Genomic DNA, 18,725 nt, shown 5'->3' on the forward strand with positions numbered 1-18,725 from the left:
AATCATTTAATGCGACTAGCAGGATTTCCAACAATTCTAGAATTTGGTGTAAAATAGGAAATGACAAAACTATTTGCTCCAACTATAAAGTAGTGCCCGAATTTCACACCTGTGGCTATAATTACATTAGGACTAATGTAACAATTGTTACCAATTTTAACAGGTGCAAATTGGAATGGTTCCTTACCTCCGCTAATAGCCCAACTTATTGAGTCATGAGTGTATATTTGAACTCCTGAGGAAATTGAACAATTACCCTAATATTTGAAAAATCCAGTGTAATTGACCAACCCTGTCCGGATTAAACTAAACACTCTTAGAAGTATCTTGCATTTAAATGATAATCATTAAATCCCAAATAGGGATTTTCATCCAAATATTGATTTTTCAATTTGTATCTAGAAATTATTATTGATTTTTTAAGTAAACCGAAAGTCTGTCACTCCCTGGTGGATTTACTAAATACTAGTTTAGACCTATTTAAGCTCTGGAATGACTTATTCAAGTCTTGGATCTACTCATTGAATTCCCGTAATTTCTGATTGTCACCACTTTGAGATTTCATTCTCTATATAATAAAGTGAAAGTAGTGACACTTTAGCTGCTATTTGGTATTAAAGGATATGGAGTTTAGAAACCCTTATAAAGTGCTGCCAAATAGCCTATCAATAAAATTTATTAACAGAAAACTATATCATCACCATATTCCAAACCTGTGTACTCAAACTCTTCTCTACTATACCATTATGTTATCCATATTTTGAAGTAACTCCCTAAATGAACACCAATGAACACCATATCAGAAATACAAGTCAGTTATCATCCTAAATGCTCAGTTATGTCTCTCATTAAAAGCTGCCATGGTGCCTATGAAGTAATAATACCTCTGTTTAACGAGGATATGCTGCAATACAAGGAGATTTTCATGGTCCTTTATCACAATAGAGCAAACTGGATTTCAGGCTACCATGAACACTTAATAGGATCAGATGCGAGTAATGTTGCAAGTGCAAAACAGGTAATTGTTATCGTATTCAAAGTAAATACCTTTAGTTTCATCCTGGTCCATAATCATCCAACTAGAAGCACAAAACCTAGTTCTGCTGATATAGATATTACAAAGAGAATAAAAGAAGCTGCTGGATTATTTGAGATCAAAGTTCTGGACCATTTGATTATTGGTGAAGGGTTTTATTCGTTTACTTAAAATCAGAAAACATGGTGAAAAAAGAATAAAATTATATCTTTTTAAACCTACCGCTAAAACACGCCTCTTCCTCATGCCAATATGAAATTGCTAAATTTAATTCATTTACCAAGTTTATAATTTCACTTTTTTCATATCTTCTAGCATTACTTGGAGAATACCAATCATAATTTGTGACTTTAGAAAGATCTAAACCCCATTCTGGATTCCAAAAACATTTTAAAAAATTCCAATATATAAATCTTTGGATATCGTATTCTCCTCCCTTTATTCCTAACAGTGGAATTTCCGGAGAAACAAACTTAGTATTTAATTCAGTAAGTACCTTCCCCAATTCTGTTAACTGCGCAGCCAATTCCCACATATCTTCCTCCTTTATCTTATGAGTAGCTAACCGAAAATAATCATCAACTAATTCTCTAGGAAGTGCTTTTTTTCTATAAAAATAGCATGCTATCTCCATTCCCATCTTAATGATATCATTAAAGTGAGAGAATGTAACATCCGGATTGTCCGTATGCATAATAACCTGATCACAAACAACAAAGTCACAAGAATTCTCTTTTATATATGTGTTTGAAATATCTGCTCTTAAAAAAAACAAATTCTTACATTCCTTATATTTCATCATAGCATGAAAAACAGCATCTGATAAATCAATCCCTATTACAATAGATTCTGGAGCAAGTTTACTAAACCAATAAGATTTATAACCGAGACCACATCCAGTATCAATAATTATCCTTTTATTCCTTAAATAAAGAGCTAATTCCTCTTCATCACTAAAACCATACAACTCCAGAAACCAACTATACTGTTGCTTATAAAGTAAATTTACATCATTTAGATCTGCAGTTGCTGTCCACTTTTTAGAAAACACGTCATTTGTTTGCAACTGGTTACTCTTGAAATTAGAATTCAAATTTGTCAATTGTATATGATTATCTTCAACAACAATTGGAATACGAAATAAATCTTGTAATTGCATAAAATAAATTAACCAAAAAAACAATAAAATTACATATTTTTACTTAATAATTAACGTTCATTAATCTTAAATCTACATAATATTGAGTCACTAAATGAACTTAATTCACAAATAATTATATATTTACTAAACAATGTATCTAATCCCACATTGTTTTTTTCAAACAACTGCCCTTTTAAATTATTTTTTACAACAACATTTTCAAATAAAGCACTTCCAAGAGATGAATTATAAATGTCTATGTTATATAATGTGCTATTAGTGAAAACCGCATTAATTAAATTGGTTGACATAAATAAACAACTGCTTAAATTAGAATTATACAACATAGAATTATTTAAATTTGATTGAATAAATGAAGAGTTTTCTAAATTAGAATTATTAATGTTAATATAAGACAGATTTGAACTATCTAATTTAGCACCTTTCAAATTTACTTCATTAATACAAACCCCATTCAAATTTGATGAAATTAAGTTTGCTTCAACCAAAGACACCCTATCTAAATTAGCCCTGCTAATATTCGCACCATTCAAATTTGCAGAATCCAAATTAATGCGCACCATATTAGTGCAACTCAAATTTGCATATCTTAAATCAATTCCATCTAAATTCAAAAACTGCAAATTATTATTACTTAAATCAACTCCGTAAAAGACCATATTCTTTTTAATCTTTTTAAAAGAAAATGAATCAATTTTTGTTTTTACCAATGCCAATAATAATTTCTTTCTAACATTACTACCAATATTATACTCATCTCTTTCCAATTTATAATCACTATAAATTTTAGACCCTGAACTAAGTAAAACAATTCGATTTAACATTTCTCCATACTTAGATTTGTTGACACTATAGATTTTACTTGAATCTAGGTTCTCAACTAATTCAATTAGAACTTTACACTTTTCGATTTGAATGTTCATATTTGAACTTAACCTTAAATCATGCAATTTCTCATTTTTGATGGCAAATAGGGTTGTTAAATAGTAGTAATTTATATTAGAACAATACCACCCCAAAATTATAGTAAATAAAAATAACAATAGAATAAAATTCAATTCCAAATAAGTATGCTTTATTGTTAATATCCTTGAAATTAAATTTTCCCTCACAAAATAAATAATATTAACTCCTTGACTTCGATATAATGTCAGCATAAGAATCAATATAATTACTGAGCAAAATATAAAACCAAAAATAATATTTATATTACTTACAAAATTTGGACCTTGAATATATCCAAAAAACCAAAATATAAAGAATGATATAAAATTAATTACTATATACCAATATTTTGAAGTCACAATGTAATATTCAATCAAAATAAAATGTTATACTAAATGTGCAAAGTTAATAACTATCGCGCAATACCTATATGCCCTAAACCGAATAAAATATTAAAATTGCTTGAAATCAATCATATTCTATTATACAAAGCCAAAAGCTCATCTTTCCTAGATTCAGATACTTGCAAATTAGATTTATCAATTAAAGTAACATAAAATGAAGTATTTTTGTGGAATTTAATAATATAGTCAATATTTACTATTGCAGATCGACTTATTCTAAAAAACCTACTAGAGTCTAAATAATCTTCAAATAATTTTAAAGTTTTGGCAATTGTTACAATCCCTCGAGATCTCATATGTATTCGTGTATAATTTACATCTGCCTCGAGCCACAAAACCTCATCATAATCAATCATATCAAAACCTGATTGATGATTTACAGCAAACCTTTTATCATCCTTAATTTTCATATTACTTATCAGAGCTTGATAATTAATCTCAATCGAATTTAAATAAAATAATCGTTCAAATTTAGATACAGCATTTATAAGATCTAGATAGTCAATTGGTTTTAAGATATAATCAATTGCAGAAAATTTAAAAGCTTTAATTGCATGATTATTATATGCCGTCGTAAAAATTACATAAAATTTAGGCGAAGGAAAATATTCAAATAAACTAAAACCACTTTCATTTGGTAATTCTATGTCTAAAAATATTAAGTCAACTTTATTCCTTTTTATATAATATGAAGCCTCCTTGACAGAATTAAAGACCCCACACAATTTTAAATTCTTACAATGAAGCGCTATCATCCTGGATAATAACGTATGACTTTCGAATTCATCTTCTATAATTATTGTTAAAATAGCATCAACTCTCATAATGTTACTAATTCATTTTTATCGACCATTTGCAATACTATAGTAGTTCTTGTACCGCTTGACTTTCCTACTAAATCTCTAATATCTTCAATATCAATTGACAAAAGACCCATAGCTTTATCAATTATTCTTATTCTTTCAGCTGCAGAAGCGATACCTGTAGAAACATGGTTCTTTCTCTTCCATTCATTGATTTTTCTTGATTCTAATCTACCAATACCATTATCTTCCACTATACATACAATACATTCATCAACATACTTGAATTCTATCGAAACAAATCCTTTTGCTTTGGTATGCATTAAACCATGTCTAAATGAATTCTCTAGAATTGGTTGAATCAAAAGAGGAGGAATTTTAATATATTCTTCGTTTAAATCCAAGATAGGGTCTACTATAAATTTAACTTCAAAATCTGCCCCAAAACGTAATTCTTCCAATCTAATATAACTCCATAGTAATTCAAACTCCTGTTCCAAACTGATTGACTTCACTTTTGATTGTTCAAAAATAATTCTCATCAATTTTCCTAATTCAGACATATATTTCATTGCTTTTTCTTCATCTTTAAATCCAAGAAATCCCTGTATTGCATTTAATGCATTAAATATAAAATGAGGATTCATCTGATTTTGTAAAGATTCTAATTTTAGCTGATTAATTTGATCAACAATTTTAGCCTTCCTTTTATACTTTAATCTAATTAATATTACCACAAGGACAATTCCAACAACCAATAAAATAATAGCTAATGAAAGCAAATATGCATTTAACCAAATTGCCTCCCACCACGGGCGCAATATTTCAAAATTTAAACTAATTAAATTTTCAGATTCTATTCCATCCTCATTAACTGCTTTCAATTCTAAATTATATTTATCACTATTTAATGCCACAAACTCTATAAAATTATTTTTAGTGTTCATCCATTTACTATCATTTCCAATTAACCTATACCAAATTCCCAATTTTTCAGAAGATAATAAACTTCTAGTCCCAAAACTTACACGAACATGATTTTGATAATATTTCAAAGGACCATCTACCTTTATTTCACCATCACTACTATAAGAAACCAGGCTATTTACATAAATTAGTGGCTTTTCAATATTTGGTTGCAAATTTACTTTACTAACCAGAACTAAACCCTTTGCAGTTCCAATATAAACACTCTCCTTATAATTAATCAAATCTTGTATTTCATTTGCTGGGATACAATCTAATCTATCAAATGTGAAATTTGCATTTCTACAATTAGTCTGAATAAAACAACCATTATCAGTTCCAATAATTACACTTTCCTTATTAATACTGGTAACACTAGTTACACTATTACTAGGCAGACCGCTTTCAATGTTTAAATGACAAACTAATCTGCCAAATTGAAATATATAAATTCCTTCATTATCAGTGCAAACCCATAATTTGTTTCTATCAAATACAAAAAGTCTATTAATTACACTATTTATAAGCTTCTCCTTATAAACCTCATTGTTAAAAAGTTTATAAATACCCAAACTAGTTGCAATAAATAAAGTGTCACTTAATTCAACAGCATCAACACATCTAATTCCATTTAATATTTTTTAAATGGAGCATTATAAATATTTTTACCAATCTTATCTAATTTATAAATAATTATTCCATTTCTAGTCAATATTATTAACTCCAACTTCGAATTAATATACAAATTTTTTACACCTATTAATTCACTATTTTTAATTGGCTTACTCTTCTTTGTTTTTACATTCAATATTACAACTTTGTTATCATATGCAATAATCAATTCGTTACTATTTATTTTTAATATTTTTCTAACTTTTCCAGCATTTTGATCAGAATAATTTGACCATTGATTTGTTAAATTGTTTAGCACTGAAATACTTCCAGACTCATGCCCACACAATAAGTTATTTCCATCTAAAAACAAATTAACTACAGCATCTGAATTAATGCCTGAATTACTTGGGGTATAGATAATTGCATTTGATATTAAAAATAATCCTGAATTAGAAGTACTTATCCATTTTCTGTTGTATTTATCTATAAAAATTGTATTAATATCAAAATTAGACAAACTAAAACTACTCAATTTACTTGTCAATAAATTAAATATAAAAGTGCTATCTCTTGTTTTAATAAATATATTATATTTATCAATAATCGAAATATAAATAATTAATGCAGGAACAAATTTGCGCAATTCAAGTAATTTAACAGGAATTCCTTTTGAATTATAAATTGCAGCAATAAAGGAAGTTAAAATAACAAAAGAATCAGAAGAAATTTCTCTTATTTCATTTATACCTATAGCATAATTATAGGTTTTCTTCAAATCATACTCATGCTTTGAGAATAACTTCTCAGCATTAAAATCAAATAATTCAATTTCTTTTTCTGGATAATACTTAACACCAATTAATTTAGACCTGAAATAACCTAAATAAATATAACTACTATCATACTTTTCATAACTTAATGGGGTAGATCTTGAATATCTAAAAGATAAAATATGGTTTCTCTTGTACCATGAAATATAGATATTACTGGCAGTAGTAAAAAATGAATGAATTATACAATCATCTCCTGGTCTCGTGACATTTGCCCTCCTCACCGTATCATCCTGAACATAAAACACCTCTCCTGCTAAATTATAAAACCAGGGGGTTCCGGTTTCATCCATAAATATATATGGGAAATCCTGACCTTTCATGTCGGGTATAAAGTACTTTTTGAATTCCTTTCCATCAAACCGACAGATTCCTTTGGTCGTGGCGATCCATAGAAATCCATCTTTGTCTTGTTTGATCCCATAAACTGTCATACTGGGCAATCCGTCATCGTCCGTAAATTGACGATATGCCGGCGATTGGGCTTTTAGTAACTGGCATGAAAACAAACACAGCATTAAAAGAAGTCCGGAATAAATGATAGTCTTATACGACATGGGGCCTTTTAGCTTTCACACTAACAAATATAAATGGGATTCCTTTAAATTCCTATTGCGGATCACCGCTGTTTGCTAAATAAATTTATCTCATAGCATCTTTTAAAATTCAATTTCTATCTTAATAATCAAACCGCTGTATTCAATCATTCAAATAGCATATTCAATCAAAATCAGAAATTTCAAAAGGTTTATATTTTTTTTTTGAGATCAAATAATCCAAAGGCCTTATTAAATAAATTAATAACTGTATTTAATAAATTCAACTGAATTTATTTGCTTCCTTCATTAAATAGTAATTGTTTTGAACTATGTTTTATTTATAATCCTATCGCGATCTGGTCTTCAAATACAGATCCAACACTATCAGAACACCAAATGCCGGTCATTCGTGCCGGCATTTTTTATTGCATCGGATTAGAAACTGATTTATTTGCGTATTGCAAAATCAGGGAATTCGTTATACGGAAGCTCCTCTTCTTCGATCGACTCAACCTTTGCATTTACAGGACCTTTCCAACACCAGATTTTAAATTTCCTGATATCTTCTTCATTGCCATAAACTGAAATGCAGACTGATCCATCCCGATCATTGTTGACATGGCCCCTTAAGCCCAGGCGATCCGCCTCTTGCTTTGCAGATGCCCGGTACCAGACTCCCTGTACTTTTCCCCGAATCTTCCAATAGCAGCCTTTCTGATTCATGAATTCATTGTACCTTTAAAACTCCAAATTTAGTAAACGGTATGCATTATTTTCATCTTGGCGCGATTCCACCAAAACGCCATACACAGTTTCGGAAATCCAATGGCGAACTCTATCACGAACAACTGTTTTCAACAGAGGGATTTTCAGATTTATATTCTATCTTATATCATTGCAATGCGCCCACTCAAATTGTGCAGGTAGAAGAACCCTATTCAGTAAAAGCTAAAACCATTCATGACAAACAACTTAAACATCGTTGTTTGAAAGGTTTTCAAATTGATCCGGAACCAGATTATCTGAAAAGCCGAAAACCCATTCTGGTAAATAATGATTGTCAAATTATTCTTTCTGCTGCTCAGGAAAGCAGCACTGCGTATTTTTTAAAAATGCAGATGCGGATGAAGTCATTTTTATCCACGAAGGAACGGGCATCCTCAAAACCATGTATGGCCAAATTCCCTTTGCCTATGGTGATTATCTAGTAATTCCAAGAGGAACCATCTACCAAATGCATTTTGATACGCCTGTAAATCGTTTACTAATCATTGAATCTGCCGGACCCATTAGCTTTCCAAACCGATATAGAAATAGTTTTGGTCAATTGATGGAACATGCGCCCTTTTGTGAGCGTGATATTCGCAAACCGTCTATGTTGGAAACCCACGATGAAAAAGGTGATTTCCTCCTTTATATAAAAAAACAGGACAACATCTATCCCTATCATTATCTGAATCATCCTTTTGATGTTGTTGGTTGGGATGGATTTGTTTACCCTTTTGCTTTTTCAATTCACGATTTCGAACCAATTACCGGAAGAGTCCATCAACCGCCTCCTGTACATCAAACCTTTGATGGCCGTAATTTTGTAATTTGTTCTTTTGTACCCCGCTTATTTGATTACCATCCGCTTGCCATTCCGGCACCCTACAATCATAGCAATATCGACAGCGACGAAGTCCTCTATTATGTAGATGGCGATTTTATGAGTAGAAAACATGTCGAACGGGGTATGCTTACCTTGCATCCGGGAGGGATCCCTCACGGTCCGCATCCAGGTACCGTTGAGAAGAGTATCGGTGCAAAGGAAACCCGCGAACTGGCAGTTATGATTGATACTTTTAAACCCCTGTTGATGACTGAACATGCGGTTCGTATAGAAGATGGCTCTTATTATAAATCCTGGCTGGATTCAGGATCGTCTAATGCCGGTATGCAACTTAATAACATCACTTCTTAAGCAAAGGATTTTAGTAATTATGTATATCAAATTGCGTGCTCTTTAATAATTTTGTTTCTTCAATTATGCAAAATATTACATAAAAAATTAATAAATTCATCCTGTTCATATAATTCCTTTATGTTCATATCAATTCATAACATTCAATAAAAATAATCGACCATGCAAACACTAACAGAAATAAAATCTCAAACTCAAACGGATGCCTTTCCAATATTGGGAACTGATTTTATTGAATTTTATGTCGGAAATGCCAAACAGGCTGCTCATTATTATCAAACTGCTTTTGGTTTTGAATTGATCGCTTATAAAGGTCCAGAAACCGGTAATCGGGATTTTTGTTCCTATGTTTTAAAACAAAATAAAATCCGGTTTGTACTGACTTCCTCTTTACTTCCGGATCATGAAATCAATAAACATTTTCAACTTCATGGAGATGGCGTAAAAGTTTTAGCCTTATGGGTTGAAGATGCTCGCAGTTCCTACGAAACCGCTCTATCCAGAGGAGCTGAATCTGCTTTTGAACCCATTAAATTGCAAGATGAACATGGTGAAGTAATTCTGGCAGGAATTAAAACCTATGGTGAAACCATTCACACGCTCGTAGAACGGAAAAATTATAATGGGATCTTTCTACCCGGTTATGTTAAAAAAGAAAGCCTGCTTAAAACACACTCCACTGGTTTGAATTATGTCGATCATTGCGTTGGCAATGTAGAACTGGGACAAATGAATCGTTGGGTTAAATTCTATCAGGATGTATTGGGTTTTAAATTACTCATCACATTTGACGATAAAGATATTTCTACAGAATTCACAGCTTTGATGAGTAAAGTAGTATCTAATGGAAACGGTTATATTAAATTTCCAATAAACGAACCTGCAGCAGGGCGAAAAAAATCTCAAATCGAAGAATACATTGATTTTTATCGCGGCGCAGGCGTACAGCATATTGCCATCGAAACCGATAACATTCTTCAAACCGTTGACCAACTTCGAAAAAACGGTGTGGATTTTCTATATGTTCCCGATAATTATTATGAAACCGTTATGGATCGCGTTGGCCATATTGACGAAAATATAGATGAAGTCAAACGTCTGAATATTTTAGTTGACCGGGATGAAGATGGTTATCTGCTACAAATATTTACCAAACCAATTCAAGACAGACCGACCGTATTTTTTGAAATCATCCAACGTCGTGGTGCAAAATCCTTTGGCAAAGGAAACTTTAAAGCTTTATTTGAAGCCATTGAACGGGAACAGGAATTAAGAGGAAATTTATAAGGGGTTTAGTCTGTAGAGAGGAAGTCTTAAGGGAAATGGTACAATGCTGCAATGATGCAATGTTGCAATGTTGCAATTTTATGAACTTGGGTATTTAGATTGACTGATTCCTTAGTATTAATTGCAGACTCCTGTTTTTGGCTGAATGAGTCTTTAGAAAAGAAGTCTGAAGGTATTTGAATTGTATAGTTTTTCCTTCCCTTCAGACTAAAAACTAAATAGAACTTTTCATCTTATTAGCATGACAGCTAAATAGCTCACGCCCCCCCTAAAAAAAAAGCCCTTGGATTGCTCCAAAGGCTTTAATTAAAAATATAATAGAATGAGATTAATCTAGTCTTTCGAAAGCCTCATTGACTTCTGGAATTGAACTTGGAATTCTTACCGGAGTTGGAGTTTCCAATCCTTTAATGCGTACGGCTTTATAATCTTCATAGCCCTTACGCACAGCTTTTGCTTCCCAATCAAAACTGTAATTTCCTTTACCCTGGCGCAATTCTTTTACTCTAATTCCTTTAGCTGACTTTTCTATCACTGCTATACCTTCAGAAGATGCTGAACCTGGGGTTAAGTTTATTGTCATCGTAGAAGGATTGATAACCAATTCAAAATGTTCTGAAAATGGTATGAATGCTTCTCCGTTTACCAACTGAGCGGTACCTCTTTCATAAGCAGCAGCTTCAGGTCCTTCAATGGATGCATACCAGATTTCTTTTGTTGGATCTTTTGGATGATCCATCCAGAAATTCTTAACATTTGCAGCAATAACTGATTGCGTTCCGTTTACATAAATACCACCAATTAATTGACTGGAATTATTAGGATTAAATACACCTACATAAGGTACAACTGTATTGTTTACATTGGCTGCTGTGATTACACCTCCTGGTCTTCCACCTACTGCATTGTAGATTTGGCCAACACCGTCAAATGCGCTGTTGACGACACCCAATATTCTAACAGCAGTGGCACCATTGTATCCTTGATTTAATAAAACAAATTCATTGGTTACACTATTTTTCGAACTACCATTTAATGTATTCGTAATTCTTCCTACTTGAAATGTGTCTTTATCAAAACGCAGGTAATGCTGAGCAAAGGTTGTTGGATATTCTTTAACATAAGAACCATAAGCAATTTCTTTTCCCAATGCATTTGCTGGTTTGGTCCAGAATTCTTCGTACCAATCTGTTGGACCAGAAACGGTGCGGCGAACTGCATTGGGTCTAAAATTTACAACTAAAGACGCTTGGTTTAAAGGTGCACCACCCTTCGGATCAAAAACAATACTTTGACTTCCATCTACATAACTAAGCAAATTGCCATTTTTAGTCCAAAGACTGGCGCCCCCTGAAGGCAATGTCACGATCCCACCATTCTTGCTTAAAATAAGTTGATTGGTAGTTGTATCTAAAACCAGGGTCTGAATTTCATTGGCTGGATCTGAATCTGCATCATTTTTTAAACCGGTTAAATCCACTGCATTGCCTTGTGAAATAGACAACATATTGGTAGCCGGTGTGAAGGTTAAATTTTGCAATTCGTTTTGTGGATTAGAATCAGCGTCTCCTTGGACTGCTGATTGTGCTTTCATTGCATATGCTGCAACAGGAACTGCAAGAATTGGAGAAACTCCCATTGGAGCAAATTGAGCACCACCTGTAACATCCATATCAACTTTCAATTGAAAACCACCTGCTGCCCAATCAATGGTTGCACAAGAACCTGTTGGATTGGTTCCCTGGCATACATTGACACTAAATAATCCAATCGCAGAAGTAGTAACACTATGTACTTCAGAATATACGGGCGAATTCCCTGCATTCAAAATAGTCAAGCGCAAGGCAATTGCCTGATTGTTTAAACTTGCATTTTGTGCATTACGAGCCACACCCTGATATTTAAATGCAGGACCCTGGCTATAACCTATTCCTATAGCAAAAACACAAATCAGTACTGTAAAAATCTTGTTCATTTTGTAAAATTTTATAAATACATTATTTTAATTTCTCTAGAATAAATTGTTGGGTTTGAATTCCCTTTGCGGTTTCAAGGATGTACGATCCAGATGGAAGAAAATCAAGATCCAACGAATGCACGCCATTCTCAATTTTAAACTCAGTGATGCATTGGCCTTGGATTCCAACTAAGTGAATAAGCAGCTGATCTCCTGTCTTATTTTCAATAGTTAACTCAGAAACAAATGGATTGGGATAAACTTTTAAACCTTCAATTCCTGGATTTTGAGTAGAAACAATGGTAAGATTGGTTTGATGAAAACCTTGAGTTATTATATTTCCACCTGAAACTTTGGTTTCGGTAGCGATTTCACCTAAAGTCCATTCTATACTCACATTGTTCGCTTTCATAACAGCTCCTGCACTGCTTAAAACCGTAGGCGTAATCTTTTGAGCCTGACTTGCATTCATTACAAAAAGAGCTATGATAAATCCAATTCCATACTTCATAATCAAAATTTAAAAGATAAAAATACTAAAGACTCCGAATCAATTGACCAATTGATAGAATCTGAATTAAATAATTAATTAACTAATGTATATTTTGTTGAAATATAATATAATACAAATTTATAATATTATAATATATTCTTATGTAGGTCGGCCAACCGCCCATTTTTAATAATTGGGCAAGCCCATTAAAAATCGAAGATCCCTTTAGCGCTGATTCAATTTCAATCTATGCTAAGTTTTAATGGATAAATTAAATATCCAAACAGATTCACTTTATTAATCAATTAAATGAATCTTAAATAAAATCCCCGGGAAAGCTTTAATTGCTTTTAAGCGATGTGTTTACGGCAGATCATCAAGTGCTTTAAGCAACCGCAAACCAAAGTTGTGGGTCCATCAAAAACCTTCATCAGGCTTTTGCTTCGTTTATTACTATTTGATTATTTATTGCCTCAACTTCTTTATCAATATAATATAAACACATAGGTCCCTCACCTATCAACTGAATTTTATCCAATATTTTCATAACAACTGCTTCCTCTTCACGCTGTTCTGAAACATACCATTGCAGAAAATTTTGTGTGGAATGGTCATTGAGTTTTTGCGTTTCATTGATTAAATCATGAATTGATTGGGTAACCTCTTTCTCCTGCTTAAATGTTTGATTAAAAATTTCATAGATGCTTTTGTAATCTGCCTTTGGTTTTTTAATTGCGGGAATAACAGGTTGTCCATTCCGCTCAATCAAATAAGCCAGTATTTTCATCATATGCAAATGTTCTTCTTCCGCCTGCCGGTAAAAAAAACGTGAACACCCTTCCATACTTTTTTGATCACACCAAACTGCCATTGCTAAATAACTATAACTTGAAAAAGCTTCCTTCTCAAGTTGATTGTTTAATGCTAATTCCATTTTTTTATCCAACATAAATTCTCATTTTTACTACCAACAATTTTTTTTCTATAAGGTTATGAATATTTTGTCACAATTTGTTTACAAGCATCCTGGATTAATTTTCCTGCCTCTTTAAACCGATTGTCATAATATGGATCCGGAACCTCTTCTGTTTCTTTATTGCCAGAAAAATCCAGCAATAAATGAATCTTATTGGAAACATTCAAATCCTTGCTAAGTTTTTTAACATAGCTTAAATTTTCATGATCCATCGTAAGAATTAAATCAAACGTTTCCAAATCATGCTTCTGAATCTTTCGGCTGACCTGCTTTGAGATATCCAGGCCATGAGTTTTCATTTCCTGAATGGCCCTTGGATCAGGATGCTCGCCATCATGGTACCCGTTTGTCCCTGCTGAATCAACCGTCCAATCCAATTGATGCGCTTCTATCAGTCCCTGCATAAATCCATGAGCCATCGGCGATCTACAGATGTTTCCCAGACAAACCATCAAAATCTTCATTCCGAAAATTAACAAGAATTCCGGAAATGCTTTATTTCTTTGCATTTGATTTTGCCATGGTTCAAATTTCAGTTGTAATTATAAGTTTCAACGAATCGCTTCAAATCGGTCGTTGTCTGGATTCTGTAAAAGATCTGGCAGATGAAATCATTGTGGTTGATTCATTTAGTACCGATGATACCGTCCAAATCGCCCAATCCAAAGGTGCTCTGATTTTTCAAAATCCATTTGAAGGCCATATTCAACAAAAAAATTATGCACTGACCAAAGCACGATTTGATTATATATTATCTCTGGATGCAGATGAAGCCCTTGATGAAAATTTAAAGAATTCAATCCTGTTTGTAAAATCAAATTGGAACCGGGATGCATATTATTGCAATCGATTTAATAATTATTGCGGCTATTGGGTCAAATACTGCGGGTGGTATCCGGATCGGAAATTGCGTTTGTTTAATAAAACAAAGGGGCATTGGACCGGAACAAACCCACACGATCGGTATGATTTGTTTGAAGGCTTTAAAAATACTGAAGTACTAAATGGAAATATCCTTCATTTCAGTTATTCAAGCGTTTCGCAGCATATTAAACAAATGAAGTACTTTGCAAAAATTGCATCGAATGAAATGTATTCCAGGCATAAAAAACATGCTTGGTTTCACATGATCTTTAACCCAATCCTACACTTTATAAAATCCTACATTCTAAAACGTGGTTTCTTAGATGGATGGCGGGGTCTTCAGATTTGCAGCATTTCAAGCTATGGCACTTTTTTAAAATATTTCTTGTTGTTAAAAAGGAATCTCTCATCTAATGAATCCTGAAAACGATAGAACCTTATTTGCCCTAATCATGTTATAAACAAATGGCTTCTAAAAAAACAATTGTACTCGGCGCAAGTCCAAATCCAGAGCGTGCTTCCTATCAGGCAGTTCAGTTACTAAATTCAAAGCATCATGAAGTCATTGCTCTTGGGATCAAAGCAGGAACCATCGATGGGATAGACATTCAAACGGATAAGCCCACGTTCACAAACATTGATACCATCAGTTTGTACGTCGGTCCCGATAAACAATCCGAATGGTATCCATACCTTCTCAGCATCCATCCGCGAAGGATAATTTTTAATCCCGGAACAGAAAATCCGGAATTACTGCAACTGGCCCAAGCGCATGGGATTCAAACCGAAACCTCCTGTACCCTGGTCTTACTTTCTACCGGGCAATACTAAAACATTGGCTAAATTTACTTTCCTTTAGGCTTGTTCAAACATGGTTTTTTAAACTAAAATTATGAAATCAATTGCTTTCCTATGTACCTTACTGATTCCAGTAATCCTGCACACACAAAACATTAATAAATTATTTAAAAGCCTTCCACTTGCAGCAGCGAGTTGTGAGGATGCATTTAAAAGTGCCGAACTGGAATGGGAAACAGAAACATTAGACAATGATTCAATTTTTCATCGCGCGAAAGCCTGGGCACCGGGTGGTGAAATCAAATCATTTTCAGAAAGACTGGATGCAACATCGGCATTTATTGAACGAGCATCTGAAAATAATAGTTTTTCGCTATCCGCTCCATCAACAATAGATAAAACTGTTATGGGTCAACTTAGTGACTTAACTAAAACAAGGGAAGCTATCAGTTTGAAATGGCAGAATATGCGCGAATCTACCATCAATATAAATGCAGATTTTGTAGTGCCTAATGAATTGGATAATTCGTGTGAGCAAATTCAAAATTCCATGAATCAATTAAAACTGGCTTCTGAAAAAATCAACGCACAGCTGGAAAAATTTACTGCTAATTGTTCAACTGATTTGGAATCTTTCCAAACTCAATTCGACGAATTAAATAAGATTCGCCATCCAATGGTAAACAATCAGGCCCTGGATGAATTGTCTAATCTGGTTACCATCCTAAATGAATTGTCTGCGCTATTGAATTTTCACTACAAAAACATGGTTGAAAGTCGAATGGCCTGGAATAATGCACTTTGCAAATAAGCCATTGACTTGATGCCAATCTAAACTTCCTATTTGTTTTTATCAGGAAAGAACTGCTGCATCAACGCATTCCACTTTGCAGTATCTGCGCGCACTGTTTGCAAAGAAGGATCTTCCTGCAACCCTTTGTAATCGTTATACCCAAACTCAAGCGCCTTTTTCAAAAATTGGAATGCCAACACATCCTCGTTTTGTCCATAATAGAAACAAGCAATATTATAATTGAAAAAAGGATCTTTGGGTTCTAATTCCAAGGCTTGCTTAAAGGATTGTTCAGCCTGTGTCATTCTATTGGTCAAATAATAGACAATTCCAAAATTTCCATGAGCCATAGGATAGGATGCATCCAATGCAATGGCACGCTGGTATTGGGATTCAGCTTCTGAAAGATTCCCAGTGTTAAGGTAAATATTACCCAAATTTGAATGCGCATAAATAAATGTGGAATCAATTTCCAATGCCTTTTTATAATGAAATGTCGCCAGTTCAAATGACCCCTGGGTTTCATAATAAACTCCAGCTGAATAATGGGCAACCAAAGAATTTGAATCGATTTGATTTATTTTATCAAGATAGAATTTTGCCTTTGAATAATTTCTGATTTTATCAGAGTATAAGAATACCAAACCGGCGTAAGGCAATTGCCAGGAAGGCACAAGTGTAGTTGCTTTATCAGCATAATATTCTGCAGAATCCTGTTGTAATAAATTATAGCCATAGATAAAACTCATCTGCCAATAAACCTGTGGCATATTCTCCTGAAATTGCAATGCTGAACTTAAATAACTAAGTGCTTTATTCCCAATTTCCTTATCAAGATTTCGATTTGTCTTTGCTACAAAAAAACCTTCAAAAAATAATTTCCGCGCTTGCAATACCGGATACATGTAATGCATTTTACCTAACAGATTTGCCGCACGGTCCAGGTATTCAGGATACTTCTGAAATTTTTTCAAAGCATCCAGTTTGGATTGAGTTAATACACCCAAATCAGAGTTGAGAAAGCGATTAAGAACTTGTTGTGCATCATCCTGCAGAACCGCAGCGTAATTAAAACGCATGGAATTATGCAATTTTTGAATGCTGGTATCTGCTTCCAATTTTAAATAATAATAATCTGCACAGTCATTTGCAGGACTTAAAAATAATTTTTGCTCAAGTCTTGCTTTAAATCGTTTGTAAAATTCCTGAATCTCCGGACTGGCTTTTGCCAGAACTTCAGTTTCCAAGCCCTTGTTTTCTGCAGGTGCAAATGCAACCATTGCCCCATCTTTCTCTTTTTTTAATTGTGCCAGACTTTCCTTATTGACTGTATTGATTACAGCCAATTTATCTCCAAGTAATAAAGGAATTTGACTATTTGGCTTCACATCATTACTGACATTGTCTTCAAGGTACCGGTCCAATTCGCCCAACGCTACTTTTCCATCTGAATTGCGATCTGCCAATCCGACGAGTCCGTCAATTAAATGGTAACTAAATACACCTCTGCCTCCTCCCCATTGCTCGCCTTCCAATGAATATTCATTAGACTGACAAGACATGATTTTAATTGCATTTGCAAATTGGCTGGCTAAATAAGCTGCAGTGGCCTGGGTTCCATTGATCGCGCTGCCAGATAATTTTCCGGAATGACACGCATCGGTGATTACTATGGTCTTTACTTTTTTTTCAATGGCCAGGGTATTGACAATATCTTCTAAAAAACCAAGTGCAAAAGCACCACCTGACATATATACTTTTGAAGGCGCATCCCAACACAATAAAAACCCGGGTTGTGAAATGGTTTTCCGTTCAACATCTCCATGCCCACTAAAATAAATAATCGCCTGGTCTCCTTCTTTGCATTCGGTCATCATCCAATCCAATGCTGCAACTATTTTGCCCTGAGTCGCTTCTTTGTTTGTAAGCAATTGAATTTGATCTTCATTAAGAGAATAACCGGCCTTACCTTTCAAAAAATCATAGAATAATTTTGCATCGCGTTCAGCAAAACGCAAATCAGGAATTCCAGCATCCTGGTAATCCGATATTCCAACTACTACTGCATAAAGTTTGCCTGTAAATCCGGATTTATTGGGTGCTGCCAAAGGTGAAACTCCTTTTTCCTGTGCATTTCCCATGAAACTAAAACCAATATATAAAAGCAATATCCCAAAAATTCTAAGCTTGTTGAGGCTATGCTTGTACAAATAAAAAACAGCCGCTTGCTTAGAATCTTTGGGATATACTGCAATTAGTTTTATAGAATTTAAACTGAAATATTGATGCTTCAA

General features: G+C 33.5%; 17 protein-coding genes and 1 pseudogene. 6 read left to right on the forward strand and 12 right to left on the reverse strand.

Annotation, left to right across the window (positions count from 1 at the left end; genetic code table 11):
• Positions 1-2: 2 nt before the first annotated feature.
• Entirely contained in the window at positions 3-245 is a 243-nt protein-coding gene (locus tag IPJ80_01820; GenBank protein MBK7912218.1) for a hypothetical protein, read from the reverse strand.
• A gap of 542 nt (positions 246-787) precedes the next feature.
• On the opposite strand from IPJ80_01820, the gene IPJ80_01825 reads away from it, so the two are divergent.
• Positions 788-1,207 carry a DNA repair protein gene (locus IPJ80_01825; GenBank protein MBK7912219.1) on the forward strand — a complete coding sequence of 140 codons (420 nt, stop codon included), beginning with the start codon at positions 788-790 and terminating at the stop codon, positions 1,205-1,207.
• 31 nt (positions 1,208-1,238) lie between these two features.
• Here IPJ80_01825 and IPJ80_01830 read toward each other — a convergent pair whose 3' ends face one another.
• The 6 genes from IPJ80_01830 to IPJ80_01855 form a co-directional block, all read right to left on the reverse strand.
• Positions 1,239-2,195, reverse strand: a complete 957-nt coding sequence (locus IPJ80_01830) for a methyltransferase domain-containing protein (GenBank protein ID MBK7912220.1) — start codon at positions 2,193-2,195, stop codon at positions 1,239-1,241.
• Between the two features lie 50 nt (positions 2,196-2,245).
• Positions 2,246-3,121, reverse strand: a complete 876-nt coding sequence (locus tag IPJ80_01835; GenBank protein MBK7912221.1) for a pentapeptide repeat-containing protein — start codon at positions 3,119-3,121, stop codon at positions 2,246-2,248.
• A gap of 494 nt (positions 3,122-3,615) precedes the next feature.
• On the reverse strand, positions 3,616-4,371 hold the full coding sequence (locus IPJ80_01840; GenBank protein ID MBK7912222.1) for a response regulator transcription factor: 756 nt from the start codon (positions 4,369-4,371) through the stop codon (positions 3,616-3,618).
• On the reverse strand, positions 4,368-5,888 hold the full coding sequence (locus tag IPJ80_01845) for a histidine kinase (protein MBK7912223.1): 1,521 nt from the start codon (positions 5,886-5,888) through the stop codon (positions 4,368-4,370). Before IPJ80_01845 ends, IPJ80_01840 begins: the two co-directional genes overlap by 4 nt.
• 59 nt (positions 5,889-5,947) lie before the next feature.
• Positions 5,948-7,318 (reverse strand): hypothetical protein, encoded by a 1,371-nt coding sequence (locus IPJ80_01850; protein MBK7912224.1) that lies wholly within the window; start codon positions 7,316-7,318, stop codon positions 5,948-5,950.
• Between the two features lie 429 nt (positions 7,319-7,747).
• Positions 7,748-8,023 (reverse strand): acylphosphatase, encoded by a 276-nt coding sequence (locus tag IPJ80_01855; protein ID MBK7912225.1) that lies wholly within the window; start codon positions 8,021-8,023, stop codon positions 7,748-7,750.
• A gap of 41 nt (positions 8,024-8,064) precedes the next feature.
• On the opposite strand from IPJ80_01855, the pseudogene IPJ80_01860 reads away from it, so the two are divergent.
• Together IPJ80_01860 and hppD are read left to right on the forward strand one after the other, a co-directional pair.
• Positions 8,065-9,263, forward strand: a pseudogene (locus IPJ80_01860) (homogentisate 1,2-dioxygenase).
• 162 nt (positions 9,264-9,425) lie between these two features.
• Positions 9,426-10,550, forward strand: a complete 1,125-nt coding sequence (hppD, locus tag IPJ80_01865; protein MBK7912226.1) for a 4-hydroxyphenylpyruvate dioxygenase — start codon at positions 9,426-9,428, stop codon at positions 10,548-10,550.
• Positions 10,551-10,878: 328 nt separating this feature from the next.
• On the opposite strand, the gene IPJ80_01870 is transcribed toward hppD, so the two are convergent.
• From IPJ80_01870 to IPJ80_01885, 4 genes are all read right to left on the reverse strand, one after another.
• Positions 10,879-12,525, reverse strand: a complete 1,647-nt coding sequence (locus IPJ80_01870) for a hypothetical protein (GenBank protein MBK7912227.1) — start codon at positions 12,523-12,525, stop codon at positions 10,879-10,881.
• Positions 12,526-12,547: 22 nt separating this feature from the next.
• Entirely contained in the window at positions 12,548-13,018 is a 471-nt protein-coding gene (locus tag IPJ80_01875) for a T9SS type A sorting domain-containing protein (protein ID MBK7912228.1), read from the reverse strand.
• A 412-nt stretch (positions 13,019-13,430) separates the two neighbouring features.
• Positions 13,431-13,949 carry a ferritin gene (locus tag IPJ80_01880; GenBank protein MBK7912229.1) on the reverse strand — a complete coding sequence of 173 codons (519 nt, stop codon included), beginning with the start codon at positions 13,947-13,949 and terminating at the stop codon, positions 13,431-13,433.
• Between the two features lie 41 nt (positions 13,950-13,990).
• On the reverse strand, positions 13,991-14,440 hold the full coding sequence (locus IPJ80_01885; GenBank protein MBK7912230.1) for a low molecular weight phosphotyrosine protein phosphatase: 450 nt from the start codon (positions 14,438-14,440) through the stop codon (positions 13,991-13,993).
• A 56-nt stretch (positions 14,441-14,496) separates the two neighbouring features.
• On the opposite strand from IPJ80_01885, the gene IPJ80_01890 reads away from it, so the two are divergent.
• From IPJ80_01890 to IPJ80_01900, 3 genes are all read left to right on the forward strand, one after another.
• Complete coding sequence (locus IPJ80_01890) at positions 14,497-15,264, forward strand: glycosyltransferase family 2 protein (GenBank protein MBK7912231.1); 768 nt, start codon at positions 14,497-14,499, stop codon at positions 15,262-15,264.
• Positions 15,265-15,305: 41 nt separating this feature from the next.
• Positions 15,306-15,671, forward strand: coding sequence for a CoA-binding protein (locus IPJ80_01895; GenBank protein ID MBK7912232.1), 366 nt, complete (start codon positions 15,306-15,308; stop codon positions 15,669-15,671).
• Between the two features lie 61 nt (positions 15,672-15,732).
• A complete protein-coding gene (locus IPJ80_01900) occupies positions 15,733-16,449 on the forward strand; it encodes a hypothetical protein (GenBank protein ID MBK7912233.1) in 717 nt (238 codons plus the stop codon).
• A 29-nt stretch (positions 16,450-16,478) separates the two neighbouring features.
• Here the strand turns inward: IPJ80_01900 and IPJ80_01905 are convergent, their stop codons facing one another.
• Positions 16,479-18,725 carry a caspase family protein gene (locus IPJ80_01905; protein ID MBK7912234.1) on the reverse strand — a complete coding sequence of 749 codons (2,247 nt, stop codon included), beginning with the start codon at positions 18,723-18,725 and terminating at the stop codon, positions 16,479-16,481.

The sequence above is a fragment of the Saprospiraceae bacterium genome (assembly GCA_016714025.1).
Lineage (GTDB): Bacteria > Bacteroidota > Bacteroidia > Chitinophagales > Saprospiraceae > Vicinibacter.